Raw genomic sequence first — 19,077 nt, forward strand, 5'->3', positions numbered from 1 at the left:
AAAGAGCCGGGGCCTTCGCGGAAGACGTGCGGTGGGGCGAACGGTCAGACGTTGACGCCGTGCGAGCGCAGGTACGTGACCGGGTTGATGTCCGAACCGTAGTCGGCGCCGGTACGGGCCTCGAAGTGCAGGTGGGCACCGCTGGAGTTGCCGGTGTTGCCCGACAGGCCGATCTGCTGGCCCGGGGTGACCTGCTGGCCGACCCGGACGCTCAGCGAGGACATGTGCCCGTACTGGGTGTACGTGCCGTCGGCGTGCTTGATGACGACGTTGTTGCCGTACGCGCCGCCCCAGCCCGCCTCGACCACGGTGCCCAGGCCGACCGCGTGCACGGAGGTGCCGGAGGAGGCGTGGAAGTCGATGCCGGTGTGGCTGCCGGAGGCCCACATGCCGCCGCCCGCGTGGTACTGCGTGCTGACGTAGGAGCCGTCGATCGGCGAGACGAAGGTGTTGAGGCGCTTGCGCTCCTCTTCGCGGGCGGCGCGCTCGGCGGCCTCGCGCTCGGCCTTCGCCTGGGCTTCGGCCTTCGCCTTGGCCTCGGCGGCCCGCTGACGGGCGTCGGCCTCGGCCTGCGCCTTGGCGGCGGCGGCCTCGGCGGCCCGCTGCTGGGACTGGGCCTGGGCCTCCACGTCACCGGCGAGCTCGTCGGCCACCACGATGGTGTTCAGGGCGCCGGTGTCCTCAAGGGAGGGGGACTTGTCCGCGGCGAACGCGGGGCCGGCCAGGGAGCCCACGACGCCGGTGGCGGCGAGGGCGGCTATGCCGGCGTAGCCGGCGGTCTTGCGGCTCATACGGCTCGAACCACGGTGCTTGCCGGCGGCACTACTGCCAAACGCCATGAAGGGGCTGATCCTTTCCTTCCCTCTCGCCTACCGGGTTAGCTGACGGGTTCGGAGCAGGAAGGTCTCCTACGGGCCCCCTCTTGCGAGGCGGTCCGATTCACCCCAGGGACACAAGTGGGTCCCCGGCTCCCCAGGCTCGCGCCTGACGGGGACTCGGCGATCGCTGCCCGGTGCCGCGGACGCGGCGGTTACAACTGACGGACAGCACGGCCGACGCTAGGCGGATCATCAGCCAATCGCCAAACAGACACGCTCTTTTGTTGCGTACGCCACACCACAAACAAGCAACCACGCCAGAAAAGGGACAAGAAGCCGAAAAGGGACCTCGACGGACAAGCCGTCGGGGTCCCTTCAGCAGCAGGCCAGTTGACGGCCCGCCGGAAATCCCGCGAATCAACGGAACGGTCAACTGACGATCAGTTGGCGACCACGGTCACTTCACCGATCCCGAGGGCCCGCACCGGCTCCTCGATCAGCGAGGCGTCCCCGACCAGGACCGTGACCAGACGGTCCACCGGGAAGGCGCTGACGACCGCCGAAGTGGCCTCCACCGTCCCGGTCTCGGCCAGCCGCGCGTACAACTGCGCCTGGTAGTCGTCAGGGAGCTCCTGCTCGACCTGGTCCGCGAGCGTGCCCGCGACCGAGGCAGCCGTCTCGAACTTCAGCGGGGCCACCCCCACCAAGTTCTGCACGGCCACGTCCCGTTCGGCGTCGGTCAGGCCGCCCTCCGCGAGGGTGCGCAGCACCGTCCAGAGGTCGTCCAGGGCCGGGCCGGTGTTCGGGGTGTCCACCGAGCCGCTGATGGCGAGCATCGAGGCGCCCTTGCCGTCCGCGGTGGAGCGCAGCACCTGGCCGAAGGCGCGCACGCCGTACGTGTACCCCTTCTCCTCGCGCAGCACCTTGTCCAGCCGGGAGGTGAGCGTGCCGCCCAGGCAGTACGTGCCGAGCACCTGGGGCGCCCAGACCCGGTCGTGCCGGTCCGCCCCGATGCGGCCGATCAGCAGCTGCGTCTGGACCGCGCCGGGCCGGTCCACGATGACCACGCGGCCCGTGTCGTCGGCGGTGATCGGCGGGACCGGGCGCGGGGCGGTGGTGTCACCGGTCCACGCGCCCAGGGTGTCGGCCAGGACGGCGTCCAGGTCGATGCCGGTCAGGTCCCCGACCACCACCGCGGTGGCGGTCGCGGGGCGCACGTGGGCCTCGTAGAAGGCCCGTACGGCCGCGGAGTCGATGCGGGCGACCGTCTCCTCGGTTCCCTGACGGGGGCGGGACATCCGCAGGGAGGCCGGGAAGAGCTCCTTCGAGAGCTGCTTGGCGGCGCGGCGCTGCGGGTTGGCGCTCTCGTGCGGGATCTCGTCGAGCCGGTTGCGCACCAGGCGGTCGACCTCGTCGTCGGTGAAGGCCGGCGCGCGCAGTGCCTCGGCGACCAGCCCCAGCGCCTTGTGCAGGCGGGAGGCCGGGACCTCCAGGGAGACCCGCAGGCCGGGGTGGTCGGCGTGCGCGTCGAGGGTGGCGCCGCAGCGCTCGAGCTCGGCGGCGAACTCCTCGGCGGAGCGCTTGTCGGTGCCCTCGGACAGGGCGCGGACCATGATCGTGGCCACGCCGTCGAGGCCCTCGGGCTCCGCGTCGAGCGGGGCGGCGAGGTTGATCTCGACGGCGACCACCTGCTGGCCCGGCCGGTGGCAGCGCAGCAGGGTCAGGCCGTTGGCCAGGACCCCGCGCTCGGGGGCCGGGAAGGCCCACGGCTGCGGCTCGCCGGCCTCGGGGCGCGGGTGGAAGGTCATCGTGACGGCTGCGGTGTCGGCTGCGGTGTCGCTCACTGCTCCGCCCCCTCGTTCTCGTCGCTCGCGTCGGTCTCTTCGATGTCGTCCGCGGCGATCGGCTCGTAGACGAGCACCGCGCGGTTGTCCGGGCGCAGTCGGGCCGCGGCCACGGCCTGCACCTCCTCGGCAGTGATGTCGAGGACGCGCTGGACGGCGGTCAGCGCCAGCTGCGGGTCGCCGAACAGCACCGCGAAGCGGCACAGTTCGTCGGCGCGGCCGGCCACCGTGCTCAGCCGGTCCAGCCACTCGCGCTCCAGCTGGGCCTGCGCGCGCTCCATCTCCTCGGCCGTCGGGCCCTCGGCGGCGAACCGCGCGAGCTCCTCGTCCACGGCCGCCTCGATGGCGGGCACCTCGACCCCGCTGGAGGTCTTGACGTCCAGCCAGCCCAGCGAGGGCGCGCCGGCGAGGCGCAGCATGCCGAAGCCGGCCGCGACGGCGCTCTGGTCGCGGCGCACCAGCCGGTTGTGCAGCCGGGAGGACTCGCCGCTGCCCAGGACGGTCAGCGCCACGTCGGCGGCGTCGCACTCGCGGGTGCCGTCGTGCGGGAGGCGGTAGGCCGCCATCAGCGCGCGGGCCGGGACCTCCTCGACGATCTCCTCGCGCAGCTGCCCGCCCATGATCTCGGGGAGCGAGCCGTCGCGCGGCGGCTGCTTGCCGTCGTGGCCGGGGATGGTGCCGAAGTACTTCTCGACCCAGGCGAGCGTCTTCTCGGGGTCGATGTCGCCGACGACCGAGAGCACCGCGTTGTTGGGCGCGTAGTACGTACGGAAGAACGCGCGGGCGTCCTCCAGGGACGCGGCGTCCAGATCGGCCATGGAACCGATCGGGGTGTGGTGGTATGGGTGGCCCTCCGGGTACGCCAGGGCCGTCAGCTTCTCGAAGGCCGTGCCGTACGGGACGTTGTCGTAGCGCTGGCGGCGCTCGTTCTTGACGACGTCGCGCTGGTTCTCCATGGACTCGTCGTCCAGGGCGGCCAGCAGCGAGCCCATCCGGTCCGCCTCCAGCCACAGCGCGAGCTCCAGCTGGTGGGTCGGCATCGTCTCGAAGTAGTTGGTCCGCTCGAAGCTGGTGGTCCCGTTGAGGGAGCCGCCGGCTCCCTGGACCAGTTCGAAGTGGCCGTTTCCGGAGACGTTCTTCGATCCCTGGAACATCAGGTGCTCGAAGAGGTGAGCCAGGCCCGTACGTCCCTTGACTTCGTGGCGCGAGCCGACGTCGTACCAGAGGCAGACCGCGGCCACCGGGGTCAGGTGGTCCTCGGACAGCACCACGCGCAGGCCGTTGGCCAGCCGGTGCTCGGTCGCTGTGAGGCCGCCGGAGCCGGCGTGAGCTGTGGCCGTGTGACCCATGGGCATGTGGTCCCTTCGATCGCGATGCAGAGATTCCTGTCAGACCTGCCACTGTATGCAAGCGTGTCGCCAGGCGGAGAAGTTCCCGGCCCAGTCCTGGGTCGGAGTCGGCGTTGTCGGTGCCTCGGGCCACAATGGTCCGCGTCACCCCTGTCCGAAACCGCCCGCCCGACCGTCCCCGTCCCGTACCCGCCCCACCCCGTGAGAGCTCAGCTCATCCCGATTCTTGGTTAAGGAGCCGCGCAGCGATGGCCCGCCGCAGCACGAAGACCCCGCCGCCGGAGGATTTCGAGGAGAAGATCCTCGACATCGACGTCGTCGACGAAATGCAGGGCTCCTTCCTCGAGTACGCGTACTCGGTGATCTACTCCCGCGCCCTGCCCGACGCCCGTGACGGCATGAAGCCGGTGCACCGGCGCATCGTCTACCAGATGAACGAGATGGGCCTGCGCCCCGACCGCGGCTACGTGAAGTGCGCCCGTGTCGTCGGCGAGGTCATGGGCAAGCTGCACCCGCACGGCGACGCGTCGATCTACGACGCACTCGTGCGCATGGCGCAGCCCTTCTCCATGCGGCTCCCGCTGGTCGACGGCCACGGCAACTTCGGCTCGCTCGGCAACGACGACCCGCCGGCCGCGATGCGGTATACCGAGTCGAAGATGGCCGACGCCGCCTCGCTGATGACGGACGGGATCGACGAGGACACCGTCGACTTCGCCGCGAACTACGACGGCCAGGAGCGCGAACCGGTCGTCCTGCCGGCGGCCTACCCGAACCTGCTGGTCAACGGCGCGTCCGGCATCGCCGTCGGCATGGCCACCAACATGGCCCCGCACAACCTCGGCGAGGTCGTCGCGGCCGCCCGCCACCTGATCCGCTACCCGGACGCGGACCTGGAAGCGCTGATGCGCTTCGTACCGGGTCCCGACCTGCCCACCGGCGGCCGGATCGTCGGCCTCGCGGGCATCAAGGACGCCTACGAGAACGGCCGCGGCACCTTCAAGATCCGTGCCACGGTGACCCTGGAGGACGTGACCCCGCGCCGCAAGGGGCTGGTCGTCACCGAACTGCCCTTCACGGTCGGCCCCGAGAAGGTCATCGCGAAGATCAAGGACCTGGTCGGCTCGAAGAAGCTCCAGGGCATCGCGGACGTCAAGGACCTCACCGACCGCTCGCACGGCCTGCGCCTGGTCATCGAGATCAAGAACGGCTTCCACCCCGAGGCCGTGCTGGAGCAGCTGTACAAGCTGACGCCGATGGAGGAGACCTTCGGCATCAACAACGTCGCGCTGGTCGACGGACAGCCGCTGACGCTGGGCCTCAAGGAGCTGCTGGAGGTCTACCTCGACCACCGCTTCGAGGTCGTGCGCCGGCGCAGCGAGTTCCGCCGCGGCAAGCGGCAGAGCCGCCTGCACCTGGTCGAGGGCCTGCTCGTGGCGCTGCTCGACATCGACGAGGTCATCCGGATCATCCGGGACAGCGACAACTCCGCGCAGGCCAAGGAGCGCCTGATGGAGCGCTTCTCGCTGAGCGAGATCCAGACCCAGTACATCCTGGACACCCCGCTGCGCCGGCTCACCCGCTTCGACCGGATCGAGCTGGAGTCCGAGCGCGACCGGCTGGCCGGCGAGATCGACGAGCTGACCGGGATCCTGGACTCCGACACCGAGCTGCGCAAGCTGGTCTCGGCGGAACTGGCCGCGGTGTCGAAGAAGTTCGGCACGGAGCGCCGTACGGTGCTGCTGGAATCGGCGGGAACCGCGGTCGCGGCGGTCCCGCTCGAGGTCGAGGACACCCCCTGCCGGGTGCTGCTGTCCTCCACCGGGCTGCTGGCCCGCACGCCGAACGCCGAGCCGCTCCCCGAGGAGGAGGGCGGTGCGCGCGCCAAGCACGACCTGATCGTCTCGCAGGTCGCGGCGACCGCGCGGGCGGAGATCGGCGTGGTCACCTCGTACGGTCGGCTCCTGCGGCTGTCGGTGATCGACCTGCCGCAGCTGCCCGACACCCACGCCGCGCCGAACCTGGCGGGCGGCGCCCCCGTCTCGGAGTTCCTCTCCGGGCTGGAGGCGGACGAGAGGGTCGTCTGCCTGACCTCGCTGGACGAGTCGGGGCAGGGCCTGGCGCTCGGCACCGAGCAGGGCGTGGTCAAGCGGGTCGTGCCGGACTATCCGGCCAACAAGGACGAGCTGGAGGTCATCACCCTCAAGGACGGTGACCGGATCATCGGGGCGGTCGAGCTGCGCACGGGCGAGGAGGACCTCGTCTTCATCACCGACGACGCCCAGCTGCTGCGCTACCCGGCCGGCCAGGTCCGCCCGCAGGGCCGCCCGGCGGGCGGTATGGCGGGCATCAAGCTCGCGGACGGCGTCAAGGTGATCCACTTCTCGGCGGTGGACCCGGCGCGCGAGGCCGTGGTGTTCACGGTGGCGGGCTCGCACGGGACGCTGGACGACTCCATGCAGTCCGGGAAGCTGACCCCGTTCGACCAGTACCCGCGCAAGGGCAGGGCCACCGGTGGCGTGCGCTGCCAGCGCTTCCTGAAGGGCGAGGACGTCCTGCTGCTGGCCTGGGCGGGCGCGTCCCCGGTCCGCGCGGCCGCGGCCAACGGCACTCCGGCCGCGCTGCCCGCCGTCGACCCACGCCGGGACGGCTCGGGCACGGCGCTGCCGGCCGTGGTCGCGGCGCTGGCGGGTGCGGCGCTGTAGGAGGTTGCAGGTCATTCGGGTGGTACGTCCGTGACGACCGGGCGGACGTACCACCCGAATGGCGACTAGTGTTTTCCCCCTTGGCACTGTCGGGTGGGGCGGGGAGACACAGAACTGATGAGTCGTCGGGCGGGCGGATTGATCAGTGACTGGGCGGAAGCCCAGCGCCGGACGCAGCAGACGCAGCTGATCCAGCAGCGCGAGGCCGAACGCCGGCGGCGGACGTACGAACGGGACGTGGCCCGGGGTCAGCGCGAGCAGCAGGCCGCCTACAAACAGCACCGTGAGGGCGAGGCCCGGCGGGCGACCGAGCGGCTCGACGCCCAGGTCGCGGCCCTGCAGGGGCTGTTGGCGGCGGGCTGCCGGACCCCGGCGTTCCGGCTGGCCGACCTGATCAGGCCCGAGCGGCTCGAACCCTTCGATCCGGGCACCCTGGCCCACCCCGTACCGCTGCCGCAGCTGCACCACTTCCAGCAGCAGAGCAGCGGCTGGACGCTGGGCTCGAACCGGCGGGCGCAGGCGGAGCGGGAGGCGCACGCCCGGTACACGCAGGCCTGGCAGGCGGCTCAGGCCGCGGAGGCGCAGCGGCGGCAGCAGCTGGCGGCGTACCGGCAGCAGTACGACCGCTGGGCGGCCGAGCAGCTCGCCGGGATCCGCGGGCACAACGGCGGGCTCACCGAGCTGGCCGGGGCGCTGCGCGCGGGCGACGCCGAGGCCGCGGTGGAGTACTTCTCGGCGGCCCTGTACGCCTCGGCCGGATGGCCGGAGAACCTGCCGCGACAGGTGTCGGCGGCCTACGACCCCGCGCGGCGCCAGCTGGTACTGGACTGGCAGCTGCCGGGCTACGAGGTGGTCCCGGAGGCCAAGTCGGTGCGGTACGTGCCGAGCACGGACCAGGACAAGGAGACGGCCCGCCCGGCCACGCAGCGGCGGGCGGTCTACCGGGACCTGCTGGCGCAGTGCGTGCTGCTGGTGGTCCACGATCTGTACGCCGCCGACGAGTTCGGCGTGCTGGAGTCGGTCGTCGTCAACGGCTTCGTGGACGCCCACGATCCGGTGACGGGACGGGAGGCGCAGCTCGTACTGGCCTCCGTGTCGGCGGCGCGGTCCGCCTTCACCGGGCTGCGGCTGGAGCTGGTGAGCGCGGTGGACTGCCTGGTGGAGGGGCTGGGCGGACAGTTGTCGACGCGGCCGGACCAGTCGGCCGTCGTCCGCCCGGAGCGCCGGCCCGGGGAGGTCGGCGGCGTCGTCAGCCACGGCGGTCATGCGGGCGGCGACGAGGACGGGGACGAGCCGGACCTCTTCGCGATGGACCCGATCGCCTTCGAGAACCTGGTGGCGGAGCTGTTCCGGGCGATGGGCATGGAGGCGGTGACCACGCAGCGGTCCGGTGACGGCGGGGTGGACATCGAGGCGAACGACCCGTCCCCGATCACGGGCGGGCGGATCGTGGTGCAGGTCAAGCGCTACCGCAACACCGTGTCACCGACGGCGGTCCGGGATCTGTACGGCACGGTGCAGGACAAGGGGGCGAACAAGGGGGTGCTGGTCACCACCGCGACCTTCGGGCCCACCTCGTACACCTTCGCCAACGGCAAGCCGCTGGAGTTGGTTCCCGGTGCCGCGCTCGTGGAGCTGCTGCACCAGCACGGGCTGCGCGGCCGTCTCGGCCCGGGCGCCGCGCCCTCGATTCCGGCCCAGCGGGCGGCCGCGCCGGAGCCCGCCGCGAACCACAACGTGCTCGGCATGTCCTGGGCCGGGTCGGTCGCGCTGGACGTGTGCGCGCTGGTCTGCGAAGGCAGCCGGGTGCTGAGCGAGGACCACTTCGTGTTCTTCAACAACCCGAACAGTCCGGACGGTTCGGTACGGACCCACGCGCACGCGGCGCCCGACAAGGCGGCGCTGCAGGTCGCCTTCGACGCGTTGCCGCAGCGGGCCGACCGGCTGGTCCTCGTCGCCGCGACGGACCCCGAGGTCAATCCGCACGCCGATCTGGCCGGGTTCACCGACGCCCGGATCCGGCTGCTGGGGCCGGCCGGCGAGGAGCTGGGCCAGTTGGAGGTCTCCGACGGCCGCGCCGGCGAAACAGCCCTGGTCCTCGGCTCCTTCCGGCGCCGCCCGGGCGGCGACTGGGACTTCGTCCTGGGCGGCAAGGGCTACCCGGGGGGCCTGGCACCCCTCCTCGGCGACTTCGGCATCGAGGTCGCCTGAGCTCCGCCGCCGGCTGCTCTCAGAAGTCCTCGGGGTCGGCGTCGGGCTCGGGCTCCGGGTCGGGCCTGGGCTCCCGCGCCGCCGGGCGGTCCACGTAGCGAAGGACTCCCCACATGCTCTCCGGAGTACCGCGCCACGGCTCCGGTTCGCGGCAGCTCTCGAGTTCGCGGAGCAGGGCGGGGCCGTCGGTGCCCGAGCCGATCAGGACGAGCTGCGTCAGGCGCGGCTCGCCCCGGCCCCAGGCGTGCGGGGCGAAGCGGAGGAAGCGGCCGACCGCGTGGATCTCGTAGCGCTCCTCGTGGCCGGGGACGCCGAAGTGGACGGAGCCCTTGATCCGGTAGAGGCCGGGCGGGCGGCGGTCGAGGAACTCGATGAACCGGCGCGGGCTGAGGGCCTGCTCGGAGACGAACTCCGTGCTCGCGTAGGCGGCGTGCACGTGGCCCGCGTGATCCTCACCGTCCCCCTCGTGGTCGTGTGCCTGGGCCAGGAGGTCCTCGAAGGACAGCTGGCCCCGCGTCTCGGTCCACGGGCGGCGGTCGAAGAGCAGCTCCGGGTCGATCCGCCCGTGGTCCGCGGCGACGACCGGGATCCCCGGCGCGCAGAGCGCGCCGAGCGCGGTCTCGATCCGGGTGCGTTCGGCGGCGTCGATCCGGTCGGTCTTGTTGAGCACCACCAGGTCGGCGACGGCGAGGTGCCGGTCGGTCTCGGGGTGCCTGGTCCGGGTCGCGTCGAACTCCGCCGCGTCGATGACGTGCACCATCCCGCCGTAGCGGACGGCGGGGTTCTCGTTGGCGACGAGCATCCGGACCATCTCCTGCGGCTCCGCCAGCCCGCTCGCCTCGATGACGATCACGTCGATGCGGTGGACGGGGTCGGCGAGCTTCTCCAGGTAGGCGTCCAGCTCACTGCCGTCCACCGCGCAGCACAGGCAGCCGCCGCCGAGGGAGACCATCGAGTCGCCGACCTGGCCCGCCACCGCCATCGCGTCGACCTCGATGGAGCCGAAGTCGTTGACGACGACCCCGATCCGGGTGCCGCCCCGGTGGCCGAGGAGGTGGTTGAGGACGGTCGTCTTGCCGGATCCGAGGAATCCGGCGAGGACGATGACGGGGATGCTGTTCACCCGGTCGATCGTAGCCAGTGCTTCCCCGTCACGGCACGGGCGTCAGCCGAGGGCGGGGACCGGCTGGGGCGGGGTCGGGCCGGTGTAGCGGGCGGCGGGTCGGATGATCTTCGAGTCGGCGGCCTGTTCCAGGACGTTCGCGCTCCAGCCGACCACCCGGGCCGCGCAGAAGGTCGGGGTGAACATCTCGCGCGGCAGCCCGCACAGCTCCATGACCACGCCGGCGTAGAACTCCACGTTGGTGTGGAGTTCCCGGCCCGGCTTGAGCTCGGCGAGGATCTCCTCGACGTGCCGCTCGACCTCCGCCGCGAAGTCCACGAGCGGGCCGCCGAACTGCCGGGCGATCCCGCGGAGCATCCGCGAGCGCGGGTCCTCGGTGCGGTAGACGGGGTGTCCGAAGCCCATGATCCGCTCGCCCGCGAGGACCCGCTCGCGGATCCACGGATCGATCCGGTCCGCCGTGCCGATGGCGTCCAGGGTGTCCAGGGCCCGGCTGGGGGCGCCGCCGTGCAGCGGGCCGGAGAGCGCGCCGATCGCACCGGTGAGGCAGGCCGCGACGTCGGCGCCGGTGGAGGCGATCACGCGGGCGGTGAAGGTGGAGGCGTTGAAGCCGTGGTCGATCGTGGAGATCAGGTACCGCTCGACCGCGCGGGCCCTGACCGGGTCGGGTTCCCGCCCGGTCAGCATGTAGAGGTAGTTGGCCGCGTACGGGAGGTCCTCGCGCGGTTCCACCGGCTCCAGCCCCTGGCCGAGCCGGTACAGGGCGGTGAGCAGGGTCGGTACGGCGGCGCAGGCGGCCAGCGCGTCGGCGGCCCGGCGTTCGGGGGTCAGGTCGTAGACCGGGCGGAAGCCGGCGCAGGCGCCGAGCAGCGAGAGCGCCGTGCGCAGCCCGGCGAGCGGGCCGGACAGGGCGGTGGCGCGGGCCAGGGCGGGCAGGGCGTCCCGGACCTCGGCGGGCAGGCGGCGCAGCGGGGCGATCTCGGCGGCGAAGGCGGACCGCTCGGCGGCGTCGGCCGGCAGCGCGCCGCGGAACATCAGGTGCCACACGTCCTCGAAGGTGCGGCTCCCGGCGAGCTCGACGGCCGAGTACTGGCGGTAGTGGTAGAAGCCCTCGAGGCCTCGGACGTCACCGAGCTCGGTCTCGGTGACCACGACTCCCGCGAGTCCGCGGGGGCTTTCGGCGGGTGCGACGGTGGTGTTCATGGATCGACCATCCATGATGGACTCAATCACTGTCAATATTGATTGAATCAATATTTGTAGGGTGTGCGTCATGAGCGTCATGAACGACGAGCCCGATGAGCCGGGAGAGCCCGGTGGGCCCGGCGAGCGAAGGATCGGCACCCAGGAGGCCGCCCGGCTGCTCGGGGTGAAGCCCGCGACCGTGTACGCGTACGTCAGCCGCGGTCAGCTCACGAGCCGCCGCGACCCGGTCGGACGCTCCAGCAGTTTCGACGCCCGCGAGGTGGAGGCCCTGGCCCTGCGCAGCCGGCGCGAGGCGGCCGGTCCCCCCGGGGGCGCCGCCTCCGCCTCCGCCTCCGCCGGTGAGCTCTCCGTACGGACCGCGCTCACCCTCATCGAGTCCGGCAGGTACTACTTCCGTGGCGTGGACGCCGTGGAGCTGGCCTCGCGCCACCGCTACGAGGAGGTCGCCGAGTGGCTCTGGACGGGGACCATGGTGCCCGGGGCCCGGTTCACCGCTCCCCCGGAATCCCTCGCCGCCGCCCGGAGGGCGGTCGCCGCGCTGCCCGAGCACAGCGGTCCGATCGACCGGCTGCGGGTGGCCGTCGCCGCCGCGGCGGTCGCCGACCCGCTGCGCTTCGACCTGTCCGCGCCGTCCGTACTGGGCTCCGCGCGCGCCCTGATCCCCACCCTGGTCGGCGCTCTGCCCGAGGTGGGCCCGGCGCAGTGGGGCGGGGACGGACGCCTCTCCCGGCAGCTGTGGCCCCGGCTCTCCGCCCTGGACCCCGATCCGGACGCGCTGGCCGCCTTGGACCTGGCCCTGGCCCTGCTGACGGACCACGACCTGGCCGCCTCGACCCTGGCCGTACGGGTGGCCGCGTCGGCGCGCGCGCATCCGTACGCGGTGGTCTCGGCCGGGCTCGGCGCGCTCGAGGGCCCGCTGCACGGAGCGGCCGGGCGGCTCGCGCACCGGATGCTGGTGGAGGTGCTGGAGCGGGGCGGCGCGGCTCCGGTGGTGGCGGAGTACCTGCGGGCCGGGCGCCGCGTGCCCGGGCTCGGGCACCGGCTGTACGAGGCCGAGGATCCGCGGGCCACGGCGCTGTTCGCGCGGCTGGAGCCGCTGGCGCAGGCGGGTCCGGCGCTGGGCGCGGCGCGCGAGGTGGCCGGGGTGATGGCCCGGCACGGCGGAGGCCTGTACCCCAATGTGGACCTGGCGCTGGCGGTGCTGACGGTCTCGTGCGGGATGGCCCCGGAGGCCGGGGAGACCGTCTTCGCGGTGGCCCGTACCGCCGGGTGGATCGCGCACGCGCTGGAGGAGTACGAGGAGCGCCCGCTGCGGATGCGGCCGAGCGGGCAGTACCACGGGCCCCGCCCGCCACGGCCGTTGCCGTGACGGGCGGGGTGTTCCCGGTGTCCGGGGCGGCCGCCGCCGCCCCGGGAACGCGGGGACAGATGTTCCGGCGGTCCGGCTGCGGCGTCAGGTCCGCAGCCAGACCGCCGTGTCCTGACCGAGCAACCCGTCCGCACCCAGGGCGGAACTGCTCAGCAGGAGGCTCGTGTGGGCCGGCAGCGGGACCGGCTCCGGGGACAGGTTGGCCACGCAGACCAGCCCGTCGGGGCGGCCGAAGGCCAGCACTCCGGGCGGCGCTGGCAGCCACTGAAGCGATCCGCCGCCGAAGCCGGCCGCGGCCCGGCGCAGGCCGAGGGCCGTCCGGTAGAGGGTGAGCATCGAGTCCGGGTCCCCGGCCTGGCGGTCCGCGGCGTACGCCGGCCAGTCCGCGGGCTGGGGCAGCCAGGGCTCGTTCCAGGGCTCCTCGGTCCACGGCAGCGGGACCCTGCACCCGTCCCGGCCGGGGTCGGTGCCGCCGGACCGGAAGTGCATGGGGTCCTGGATCTGGCCGAGCGGGATGTCGGCCTCGGGAAGCCCCAGTTCCTCGCCCTGGTAGACGTAGACCGCGCCGGGAAGGGCGAGGCTCAGCAGCGCGGCGGCCCGGGCCCGGCGGGTGCCGAGGGCCAGGTCGGCGGGGGTCCCGAAGGCCTTGGTGGCGAAGTCGAAGCCGGTGTCGGCGCGCCCGTAGCGAGTGACCGTACGGGTCACGTCGTGGTTGCACAGCACCCAGGTGGCCGGGGCCCCGACGGGGGCGTGCTCGGCGAGGGTCTCCTCGATGGAGGTGCGCAGCTTGCCGGCGTCCCACGGGCAGCTGAGGAAGGAGAAGTTGAAGGCGGTGTGCAGCTCGTCGGGGCGCAGGTAGCGGGCGAACCGCTCGGAGTCCGGCAGCCAGACCTCGCCCACGAAGATGCCCCCGTACTCGTCGGCGATGGCGCGCCACGAGCGGTAGATGGTGTGCAGGTCGTCGCGGTCGATGTACGGGTGGATCTCGGGCCCGGGCGGCCACGGCTCGGCCGGGCGGTCGGCCAGGTCGGGCAGGGCCGGGTCCTTGGCGAGCAGGGCCGCGGAGTCGATCCGTACGCCGGCCACCCCGCGCTCGAACCAGAACCGCAGCACGTCCTCGTGCTCCCGGCGGACGACGGGGTGGTCCCAGTTGAGGTCGGGCTGCTCGGGCGTGAACAGGTGCAGGTACCACTCCCCGTCCGGAACCCTCGTCCAGGTCGCCGCTCCGTTGAACTGCGAGGGCCAGTCCCCCGGTGGCAGTTCGCCGTGCTCCCCGCGGCCCGGGCGGAAGTGGAAGAGCTCCCGTTCGGGGCTGCCCGGGCCGGCGGCGAGGGCGGCCTTGAACCAGGCGTGCTGGTCGGACACGTGGTTCGGGACGATGTCGACAATGGTGCGGATGCCCAGCTCGCGGGCCTCGGCGATGAGCTTCTCGGCCTCGGCGAGGGTGCCGAAGGCGGGATCGATGGTGCGGTAGTCGGCGACGTCGTAGCCGCCGTCGGCGAGCGGGGAGAGGTACCAGGGGGTGAACCACAGGGCGTCGACGCCCAGTTCGGCGAGGTAGGGGAGGCGGGCCCGGACGCCCACGAGGTCACCGGTGCCGTCCCCGTCGCCGTCGGCGAAGCTCCGTACGTACACCTGGTAGATGGCGGCCGAGCGCCACCAGTCGGCGGCGTTTTCGGGCAGGGGAAAGTCAGCCACGGAGGGGTCCTTTCACGGCGTTCTTCTCACAGCGGTCTTTTCATGGGGGCGACCGGGCACGGCGGCGGTGCGGGGTGGTGCTCACCCCTTGAGGGAGCCTGCCGTCAGGCCGCTCATGATGTTGCGCTGGAAGATCAGGAAGATGATGAGCGTGGGCGCCGAGGCCATCGCCAGCGCGGCGACGAGATGGTTCTCGGGAACTCCCCTGGCGAGTGAGTAGATGCCGACGTTGAGCGTCTGCAGGGCCGGGTCGGGGAGGGTGAGCATGGGCCAGAGGAAGTCTTTCCAGACCCCGACGACGGCGAAGATCGACACGACTCCGAGGATCGGCCGGGACATCGGCAGGACCACGGAGCGCAGGGTGCGCAGGGAGGAGGCACCGTCGATGGACGCGGCGTCGAGGATCTCGCCCGGGATGGAGTCGAAGAATCGTTTCAGAAGGAAGATGTTGAAGGCGTTCGTGACCGAGGGCAGCCAGATCACCCAGGGCGTGTTGAGCAGGTTCCGCTCGATGAGCGGCATGTCCAGGACCGTGAGGTACTGCGGTACGACGAGGACGGTGGCCGGGATCATCAGCGTGGCCAGCATCATGCCGAGGACGGCTTTGCCGAAGACGGGCCGGAGCTTGGACAGCGAGTAGGCGGCGGCCACGTCGAGGACGAGCTGGAAGGCCAGGGCGCCGAACGCGTAGTAGAGGGTGTTGAACAGCAGCTTGGCGAGGTCCATGACTTCCCAGGCCGCCGAGTAGTTGTCGGGGTGCAGGGAGTCCGGCACCACGGTCGGCGGGACCTGGGTGAACTCCGCGGTGCTCTTCAGGCCGTTGGCGACCATCCAGTAGAGGGGACCGAGGAAGACGACCGTGAAGCCGATGACCACCAGGGCCAGCACGGACCAGTAGACGATCTTGCCCCGGGGGCGGCCGAGCTGGGCCGGCGATATGAGCGTGCGCTCTGACATGTGAGGGTGCTCCCGTCAGTTCTCGTTGTCGCGGCTCAGCCGGACGTACACGGCGGAGAAGCCGGCGAGCAGGACGAGCAGGCACAGGCCCAGGGCCGCGGCGCCGCCGTACTGGTTGAAACTGAAGGCGTACTGGTAGATGAGGACGACGACGGTGGTCGTCGACCCTTCGGGACCGGCACCGCCCGTCAGCATGAACGGCTCGACGAACACCTGCATCGTCGCGATGATCTGCATGAGCAGCATCAGCGAGAGGATGAGCTTGGTCTGCGGGATCGTGACGTACCAGATCTTGCGCAGCACCCCGGCTCCGTCGAGCTCCGCCGCTTCGTAGAGCTCCCCGGGGATGCCCTGGAGGGCTGCCAGGTAGATCAGGGTCGCGCCGCCCATGTTCATCCACGTGGAAGCGATGACGACGGAGAGCATCGCGGTATCGGTGGATTGCAGCCAGTCTTGCGCCGGCAGGTGCAGGAATTCCAGAATCCTGTTGAAGACCCCGTAACCAGGGTCGTAGAAGTACTTGAAGAGCAGGATCGAGGCCACCGGCGGCATCATCACCGGGAGGTAGACCAGCAGGCGCAAGTAGCCCTGCGCGTGCCGGAATTCGTTGAGCACGATCGAGATCACGAACGGCACGGCGAAGCCGAGTACCAGCGCGAGCCCGCTGAAGAGCAGGGTGTTGCGCCAGGCCTGCCAGAACGCCGGGTCGTTGAAGACGTAGCGGAAATTGTCCCAGCCGACCCAGTGGACGGCTCCGCCCTCGGTCTTCTGGAAGGCCAGCAGGAACTCCCGGACCATCGGGTACCAGGAGAAGAAGGAGAAGCAGAGGACGGCGCCGATCAGAAAACCGTGGGCCGAGAGGTTCCGCTTGAACGCCCGGAGGAATTCCTCACGAGAGGTACCGGACAGGGTGGGAGCCGACATCGCCGCTCGCTCCTTGGTGGGTCGTCGCCGTCGAATTGCTGGTACGGGGCCTGCGGGCGGGTCCGGGCCGGGGAGGCGGCCCGGACCTCCCCCGGCCGGTGCCCCCTACTGGTTGGCCAGCACCTGGTTGACGGCCTTCTCGGCCTCCGCGAGGAGCTGCGCCGTGTCGGCGTTCTTGTTGGTCAGGACCCCCGACATCACCTTGTCGAGGACCTTGTAGACCTCCTGGGCCTTCGTCGGCTCGGGCTTGCCGGCGACCGGGTTGTCCAGGAAGGACTTGAAGTTGACGACCGGCATGGTGGCGCTGGCGGCCTTCAGCTCGTCGTCCTTGGCCTTGCTGGCACCGGTGAAGAAGGCGGGCTGCGGAAGTCCGACCGGCAGACCGTCGGTCTTGGAGCGGTCGTACTGGAACTGGCCCTTGCCGACCGAGAGCGTCTTGAAGTTCAGCCAGGCGATGGCGGCCTTGACCTTGTCCGGCGAGCTGCCCTTCTTGATCATGTAACCGTTGCCTCCGGCCAGCGTCGCGGCGCCGCCGGGGATGGGGCCCATGCCGAAGTTCTCGTACTTGGCTCCGAGCTGCTGGACCATGTACGTGATGTCGTCGGGAGCGGCGAGGAACATGCCGAGCTTGTCCGAGGCCATCTGCTTCTGCAGGTCGCCCCACTTGAGCAGCTGGGTCTTGCCCATGCTGTCGTCTTCCCAGCGCATGGCCCTGAGGTTGTCGGCGACCTGCTTGCCGGTCGCGTTGTTGAAGGCCGCCTTGCCGTCGGCGCCGACGACGTCGCCGCCCAGGCCGTACATCGCGGCGGTGAAGTGCCAGCCGCCGGTGTTCTCGACGCTGTACTCGCCGTAGCCGGCGGTGCCGTTGCCGAGCGCCGCGATCTTCTTGGCGGCCGCGCGGACCTCGTCCCAGGTGCGCGGAGGCTGGTCGGGGTCGAGGCCCGCGTCCTTGAAGAGCTTGCGGTTGACCAGCAGGCCCATCGTGTAGTTGCTGGTGGGCAGGCCGTAGAGCTTGCCGTCCTGCTTCAGGGTGTTGACGACGTTCTTGTCGATGTCGTCGATGCCCGGAACCGTCTTGGCCGTGACGTACGCGGAGATGTCCTCGGCGCCGTCGTTGTCCAGCACCTGCTTGAGATCCGTGAAGTAGGCGTAGAAGACGTCCGGCTGCGACTTGGCCTTGAGCATCGCGGTGAACCGCGGGGGCTCCAGGCACTGGCCGGGGGTGGAGCGGCCTTCGATGGTGACGTTCGGGTAGGTCTTGTTGAACTCCGCCACGTCCTCCTTCCACTGCTTGAGCTCCGCCTTCTTCGCGGCGGGCGGCATGCAGTCCATGGAGATGGTGACCTTGGTCTTGGGGTCGAGCGGCGCGGAGGCGTCCGTGGAACCGCCGGACGGCTGGTTCTTGGTGTCGTCCCCGTCGCTGCTCGTGCCGCAGGCCGCGAGGGCGGTGACGGCGAGCGCCGAGACGAGGGCGGTCGCGGTGGTGCGGCGGATGTTGGTTCTCATCGGTGGTCCCCTTCGAGCATCGAGCAGGAGGCGTGGGGCGTGTAAGGAGGCGAGCGCGGCACACTCAACCACCACCGACAGATGAACGCAATATCTCGCGCAGATTTCGCAAGAGATTGGCAGCAGAGCGCCGGACTGCCCCAGCCGGGAACGCAAAACAGGGCCCCGGAACGTCGGTTGGACGTTCCGGGGCCCTGCGGCCGGGGGTTGGAGTCGGTGGAGTCCTGTGGGCGCTACGCCGGACGGGGGCGCGGGACCTGTGCGGTGGAGCCGCGCACGACGAGCTCGGGCTCGAAGAGCAGCTCCCCGGGCTGCACGGCGGCCCCCTGGATCTGCGCGGTGAGCAGCTCCACGGCAGCCCTGCCCATGGCCTCGATGGGCTGCCGGACGGTGGTCAGCGGGGGTTCGGTGCAGTTCATGAAGGCCGAGTCGTCGTACCCGACGACGGAGACCTCGCCGGGCACGTCCAGCCCGCGCCGGCGGGCTGCCCTGATGGCCCCCAGGGCCAGCGGGTCGCTCGCGCAGATGATGCCGGTCACCCCGCGGTCCAGCAGCCTCGACGTGGCCGCGTGGCCGCCCTCCAGGGAGAACAGCGCCCGCTCCACGTGCGCGGCGGGCAGCTCGGTGCCGGCCGCGGCGGCGACCGCCTGGGCGGCCACCAGCTTGCGCAGGGAGGGGATGTGGTCGGGCGGGCCCAGCACCAGTCCGATGCGTTCGTGACCGAGGGAGGCCAAGTGGCGCCAGGCCTGTTCGACCGCGACGGCGTCGTCGCAGGAGACGCACGGGAAGCCGAGGTCCTCTATCGAGGCGTTGATGAGCACCACCGGGACCTTGCGGTCGTGGAGCAGCCGGTAGTGCCCGTGCGGGGCGTCGGCCTGCGCGAAGAGCCCGCCGGCGAAGACGACGCCGGACACCTGCTGCTGGAGCAGGAGCTCGACGTAGTCCGCCTCGGAGACCCCTCCGGTGGTCTGCGTGCAGAGCACCGGGGTCAGCCCCTGCTGGGCCAGTGCCCCGCCGATCACCTCGGCGAAGGCGGGGAAGATCGGGTTCTGGAGTTCCGGCAGGACCAGGCCGACCAGCCGGGCCCGTTCGCCGCGCAGCTGGGTGGGGCGCTCGTAGCCGAGGACGTCCAGGGCGGTGAGCACGGACTGGCGGGTCGCGTCCGAGACGCCCGGCTTGCCGTTGAGCACCCGGCTGACCGTTGCCTCGCTGACCCCCACCTTCTTCGCCACTTGAGCAAGTCGTCGCGTCATGAGCGCAAGAGTAGCGCAAACAATGCAAGTTCCTTGCAGTTCGATTACGGCCAGTTTGGCCCATCGGAAACCGGCGCGGAACCCCCCGCGTCCCACCGGCCCCGGCACGGCTCC

Annotated in this window: 13 protein-coding genes and 1 riboswitch; of the genes, 3 read left to right on the forward strand and 10 right to left on the reverse strand. The window is 71.4% G+C overall.

Annotated elements, in window-relative coordinates:
• Positions 1–44 precede the first annotated feature (44 nt).
• The 3 genes from OG435_RS43645 to OG435_RS43655 form a co-directional block, all read right to left on the reverse strand.
• Positions 45–839, reverse strand: a complete 795-nt coding sequence (locus tag OG435_RS43645; RefSeq protein ID WP_266886231.1) for a M23 family metallopeptidase — start codon at positions 837–839, stop codon at positions 45–47.
• A gap of 12 nt (positions 840–851) precedes the next feature.
• Positions 852–1,011, reverse strand: a riboswitch (cyclic di-AMP (ydaO/yuaA leader).
• Between the two features lie 247 nt (positions 1,012–1,258).
• On the reverse strand, positions 1,259–2,626 hold the full coding sequence (locus OG435_RS43650; protein WP_266886578.1) for a M16 family metallopeptidase: 1,368 nt from the start codon (positions 2,624–2,626) through the stop codon (positions 1,259–1,261).
• Between the two features lie 32 nt (positions 2,627–2,658).
• Complete coding sequence (locus tag OG435_RS43655) at positions 2,659–4,011, reverse strand: M16 family metallopeptidase (protein ID WP_266886233.1); 1,353 nt, start codon at positions 4,009–4,011, stop codon at positions 2,659–2,661.
• 248 nt (positions 4,012–4,259) lie between these two features.
• Here OG435_RS43655 and OG435_RS43660 point away from each other — a divergent pair, with 248 nt between their 5' ends.
• Positions 4,260–6,716, forward strand: a complete 2,457-nt coding sequence (locus tag OG435_RS43660) for a DNA gyrase/topoisomerase IV subunit A (RefSeq protein ID WP_266886235.1) — start codon at positions 4,260–4,262, stop codon at positions 6,714–6,716.
• Positions 6,717–6,833: 117 nt separating this feature from the next.
• Entirely contained in the window at positions 6,834–8,927 is a 2,094-nt protein-coding gene (locus OG435_RS43665; RefSeq protein WP_266886237.1) for a restriction endonuclease, read from the forward strand.
• A 19-nt stretch (positions 8,928–8,946) separates the two neighbouring features.
• On the opposite strand, the gene OG435_RS43670 is transcribed toward OG435_RS43665, so the two are convergent.
• A complete protein-coding gene (locus OG435_RS43670; protein WP_266886239.1) occupies positions 8,947–10,050 on the reverse strand; it encodes a CobW family GTP-binding protein in 1,104 nt (367 codons plus the stop codon).
• 42 nt (positions 10,051–10,092) lie between these two features.
• Positions 10,093–11,268, reverse strand: coding sequence for a citrate synthase/methylcitrate synthase (locus tag OG435_RS43675; RefSeq protein WP_266886241.1), 1,176 nt, complete (start codon positions 11,266–11,268; stop codon positions 10,093–10,095).
• 55 nt (positions 11,269–11,323) lie between these two features.
• Between OG435_RS43675 and OG435_RS43680 the strand changes: the two genes are divergently transcribed.
• On the forward strand, positions 11,324–12,625 hold the full coding sequence (locus OG435_RS43680) for a citrate synthase (protein WP_430625835.1): 1,302 nt from the start codon (positions 11,324–11,326) through the stop codon (positions 12,623–12,625).
• Between the two features lie 84 nt (positions 12,626–12,709).
• On the opposite strand, the gene OG435_RS43685 is transcribed toward OG435_RS43680, so the two are convergent.
• The 5 genes from OG435_RS43685 to OG435_RS43705 form a co-directional block, all read right to left on the reverse strand.
• The gene (locus tag OG435_RS43685; RefSeq protein ID WP_266886243.1) at positions 12,710–14,323 is read right to left on the reverse strand and encodes a glycoside hydrolase family 13 protein; all 1,614 of its coding nucleotides are present in this window, start codon (positions 14,321–14,323) and stop codon (positions 12,710–12,712) included.
• 81 nt (positions 14,324–14,404) lie between these two features.
• Complete coding sequence (locus tag OG435_RS43690) at positions 14,405–15,280, reverse strand: carbohydrate ABC transporter permease (protein ID WP_266886245.1); 876 nt, start codon at positions 15,278–15,280, stop codon at positions 14,405–14,407.
• A gap of 15 nt (positions 15,281–15,295) precedes the next feature.
• Positions 15,296–16,204 carry a carbohydrate ABC transporter permease gene (locus tag OG435_RS43695; RefSeq protein ID WP_266886247.1) on the reverse strand — a complete coding sequence of 303 codons (909 nt, stop codon included), beginning with the start codon at positions 16,202–16,204 and terminating at the stop codon, positions 15,296–15,298.
• 105 nt (positions 16,205–16,309) lie between these two features.
• On the reverse strand, positions 16,310–17,710 hold the full coding sequence (locus tag OG435_RS43700; RefSeq protein WP_266886249.1) for an ABC transporter substrate-binding protein: 1,401 nt from the start codon (positions 17,708–17,710) through the stop codon (positions 16,310–16,312).
• Positions 17,711–17,943: 233 nt separating this feature from the next.
• On the reverse strand, positions 17,944–18,963 hold the full coding sequence (locus OG435_RS43705; protein ID WP_266886251.1) for a LacI family DNA-binding transcriptional regulator: 1,020 nt from the start codon (positions 18,961–18,963) through the stop codon (positions 17,944–17,946).
• Between the last annotated feature and the right edge of the window lie 114 nt (positions 18,964–19,077).

It is taken from the genome of Streptomyces sp. NBC_01264, assembly GCF_026340675.1.
GTDB lineage: Bacteria > Actinomycetota > Actinomycetes > Streptomycetales > Streptomycetaceae > Streptomyces.

Bases quoted from the DNA above. Each gene is read 5' to 3' on its own strand.
- OG435_RS43645 (WP_266886231.1), bottom strand. From the start codon at position 839: ATGGCGTTTGGCAGTAGTGCCGCCGGCAAGCACCGTGGTTCGAGCCGT.
- OG435_RS43650 (WP_266886578.1), bottom strand. From the start codon at position 2,626: ATGACCTTCCACCCGCGCCCCGAGGCCGGCGAGCCGCAGCCGTGGGCC.
- OG435_RS43655 (WP_266886233.1), bottom strand. From the start codon at position 4,011: ATGGGTCACACGGCCACAGCTCACGCCGGCTCCGGCGGCCTCACAGCG.
- OG435_RS43660 (WP_266886235.1), top strand. From the start codon at position 4,260: ATGGCCCGCCGCAGCACGAAGACCCCGCCGCCGGAGGATTTCGAGGAG.
- OG435_RS43665 (WP_266886237.1), top strand. From the start codon at position 6,834: ATGAGTCGTCGGGCGGGCGGATTGATCAGTGACTGGGCGGAAGCCCAG.
- OG435_RS43675 (WP_266886241.1), bottom strand. From the start codon at position 11,268: ATGGATGGTCGATCCATGAACACCACCGTCGCACCCGCCGAAAGCCCC.
- OG435_RS43680 (WP_430625835.1), top strand. From the start codon at position 11,324: ATGAGCGTCATGAACGACGAGCCCGATGAGCCGGGAGAGCCCGGTGGG.
- OG435_RS43690 (WP_266886245.1), bottom strand. From the start codon at position 15,280: ATGTCAGAGCGCACGCTCATATCGCCGGCCCAGCTCGGCCGCCCCCGG.
- OG435_RS43695 (WP_266886247.1), bottom strand. From the start codon at position 16,204: ATGTCGGCTCCCACCCTGTCCGGTACCTCTCGTGAGGAATTCCTCCGG.
- OG435_RS43700 (WP_266886249.1), bottom strand. From the start codon at position 17,710: ATGAGAACCAACATCCGCCGCACCACCGCGACCGCCCTCGTCTCGGCG.
- OG435_RS43705 (WP_266886251.1), bottom strand. From the start codon at position 18,963: ATGACGCGACGACTTGCTCAAGTGGCGAAGAAGGTGGGGGTCAGCGAG.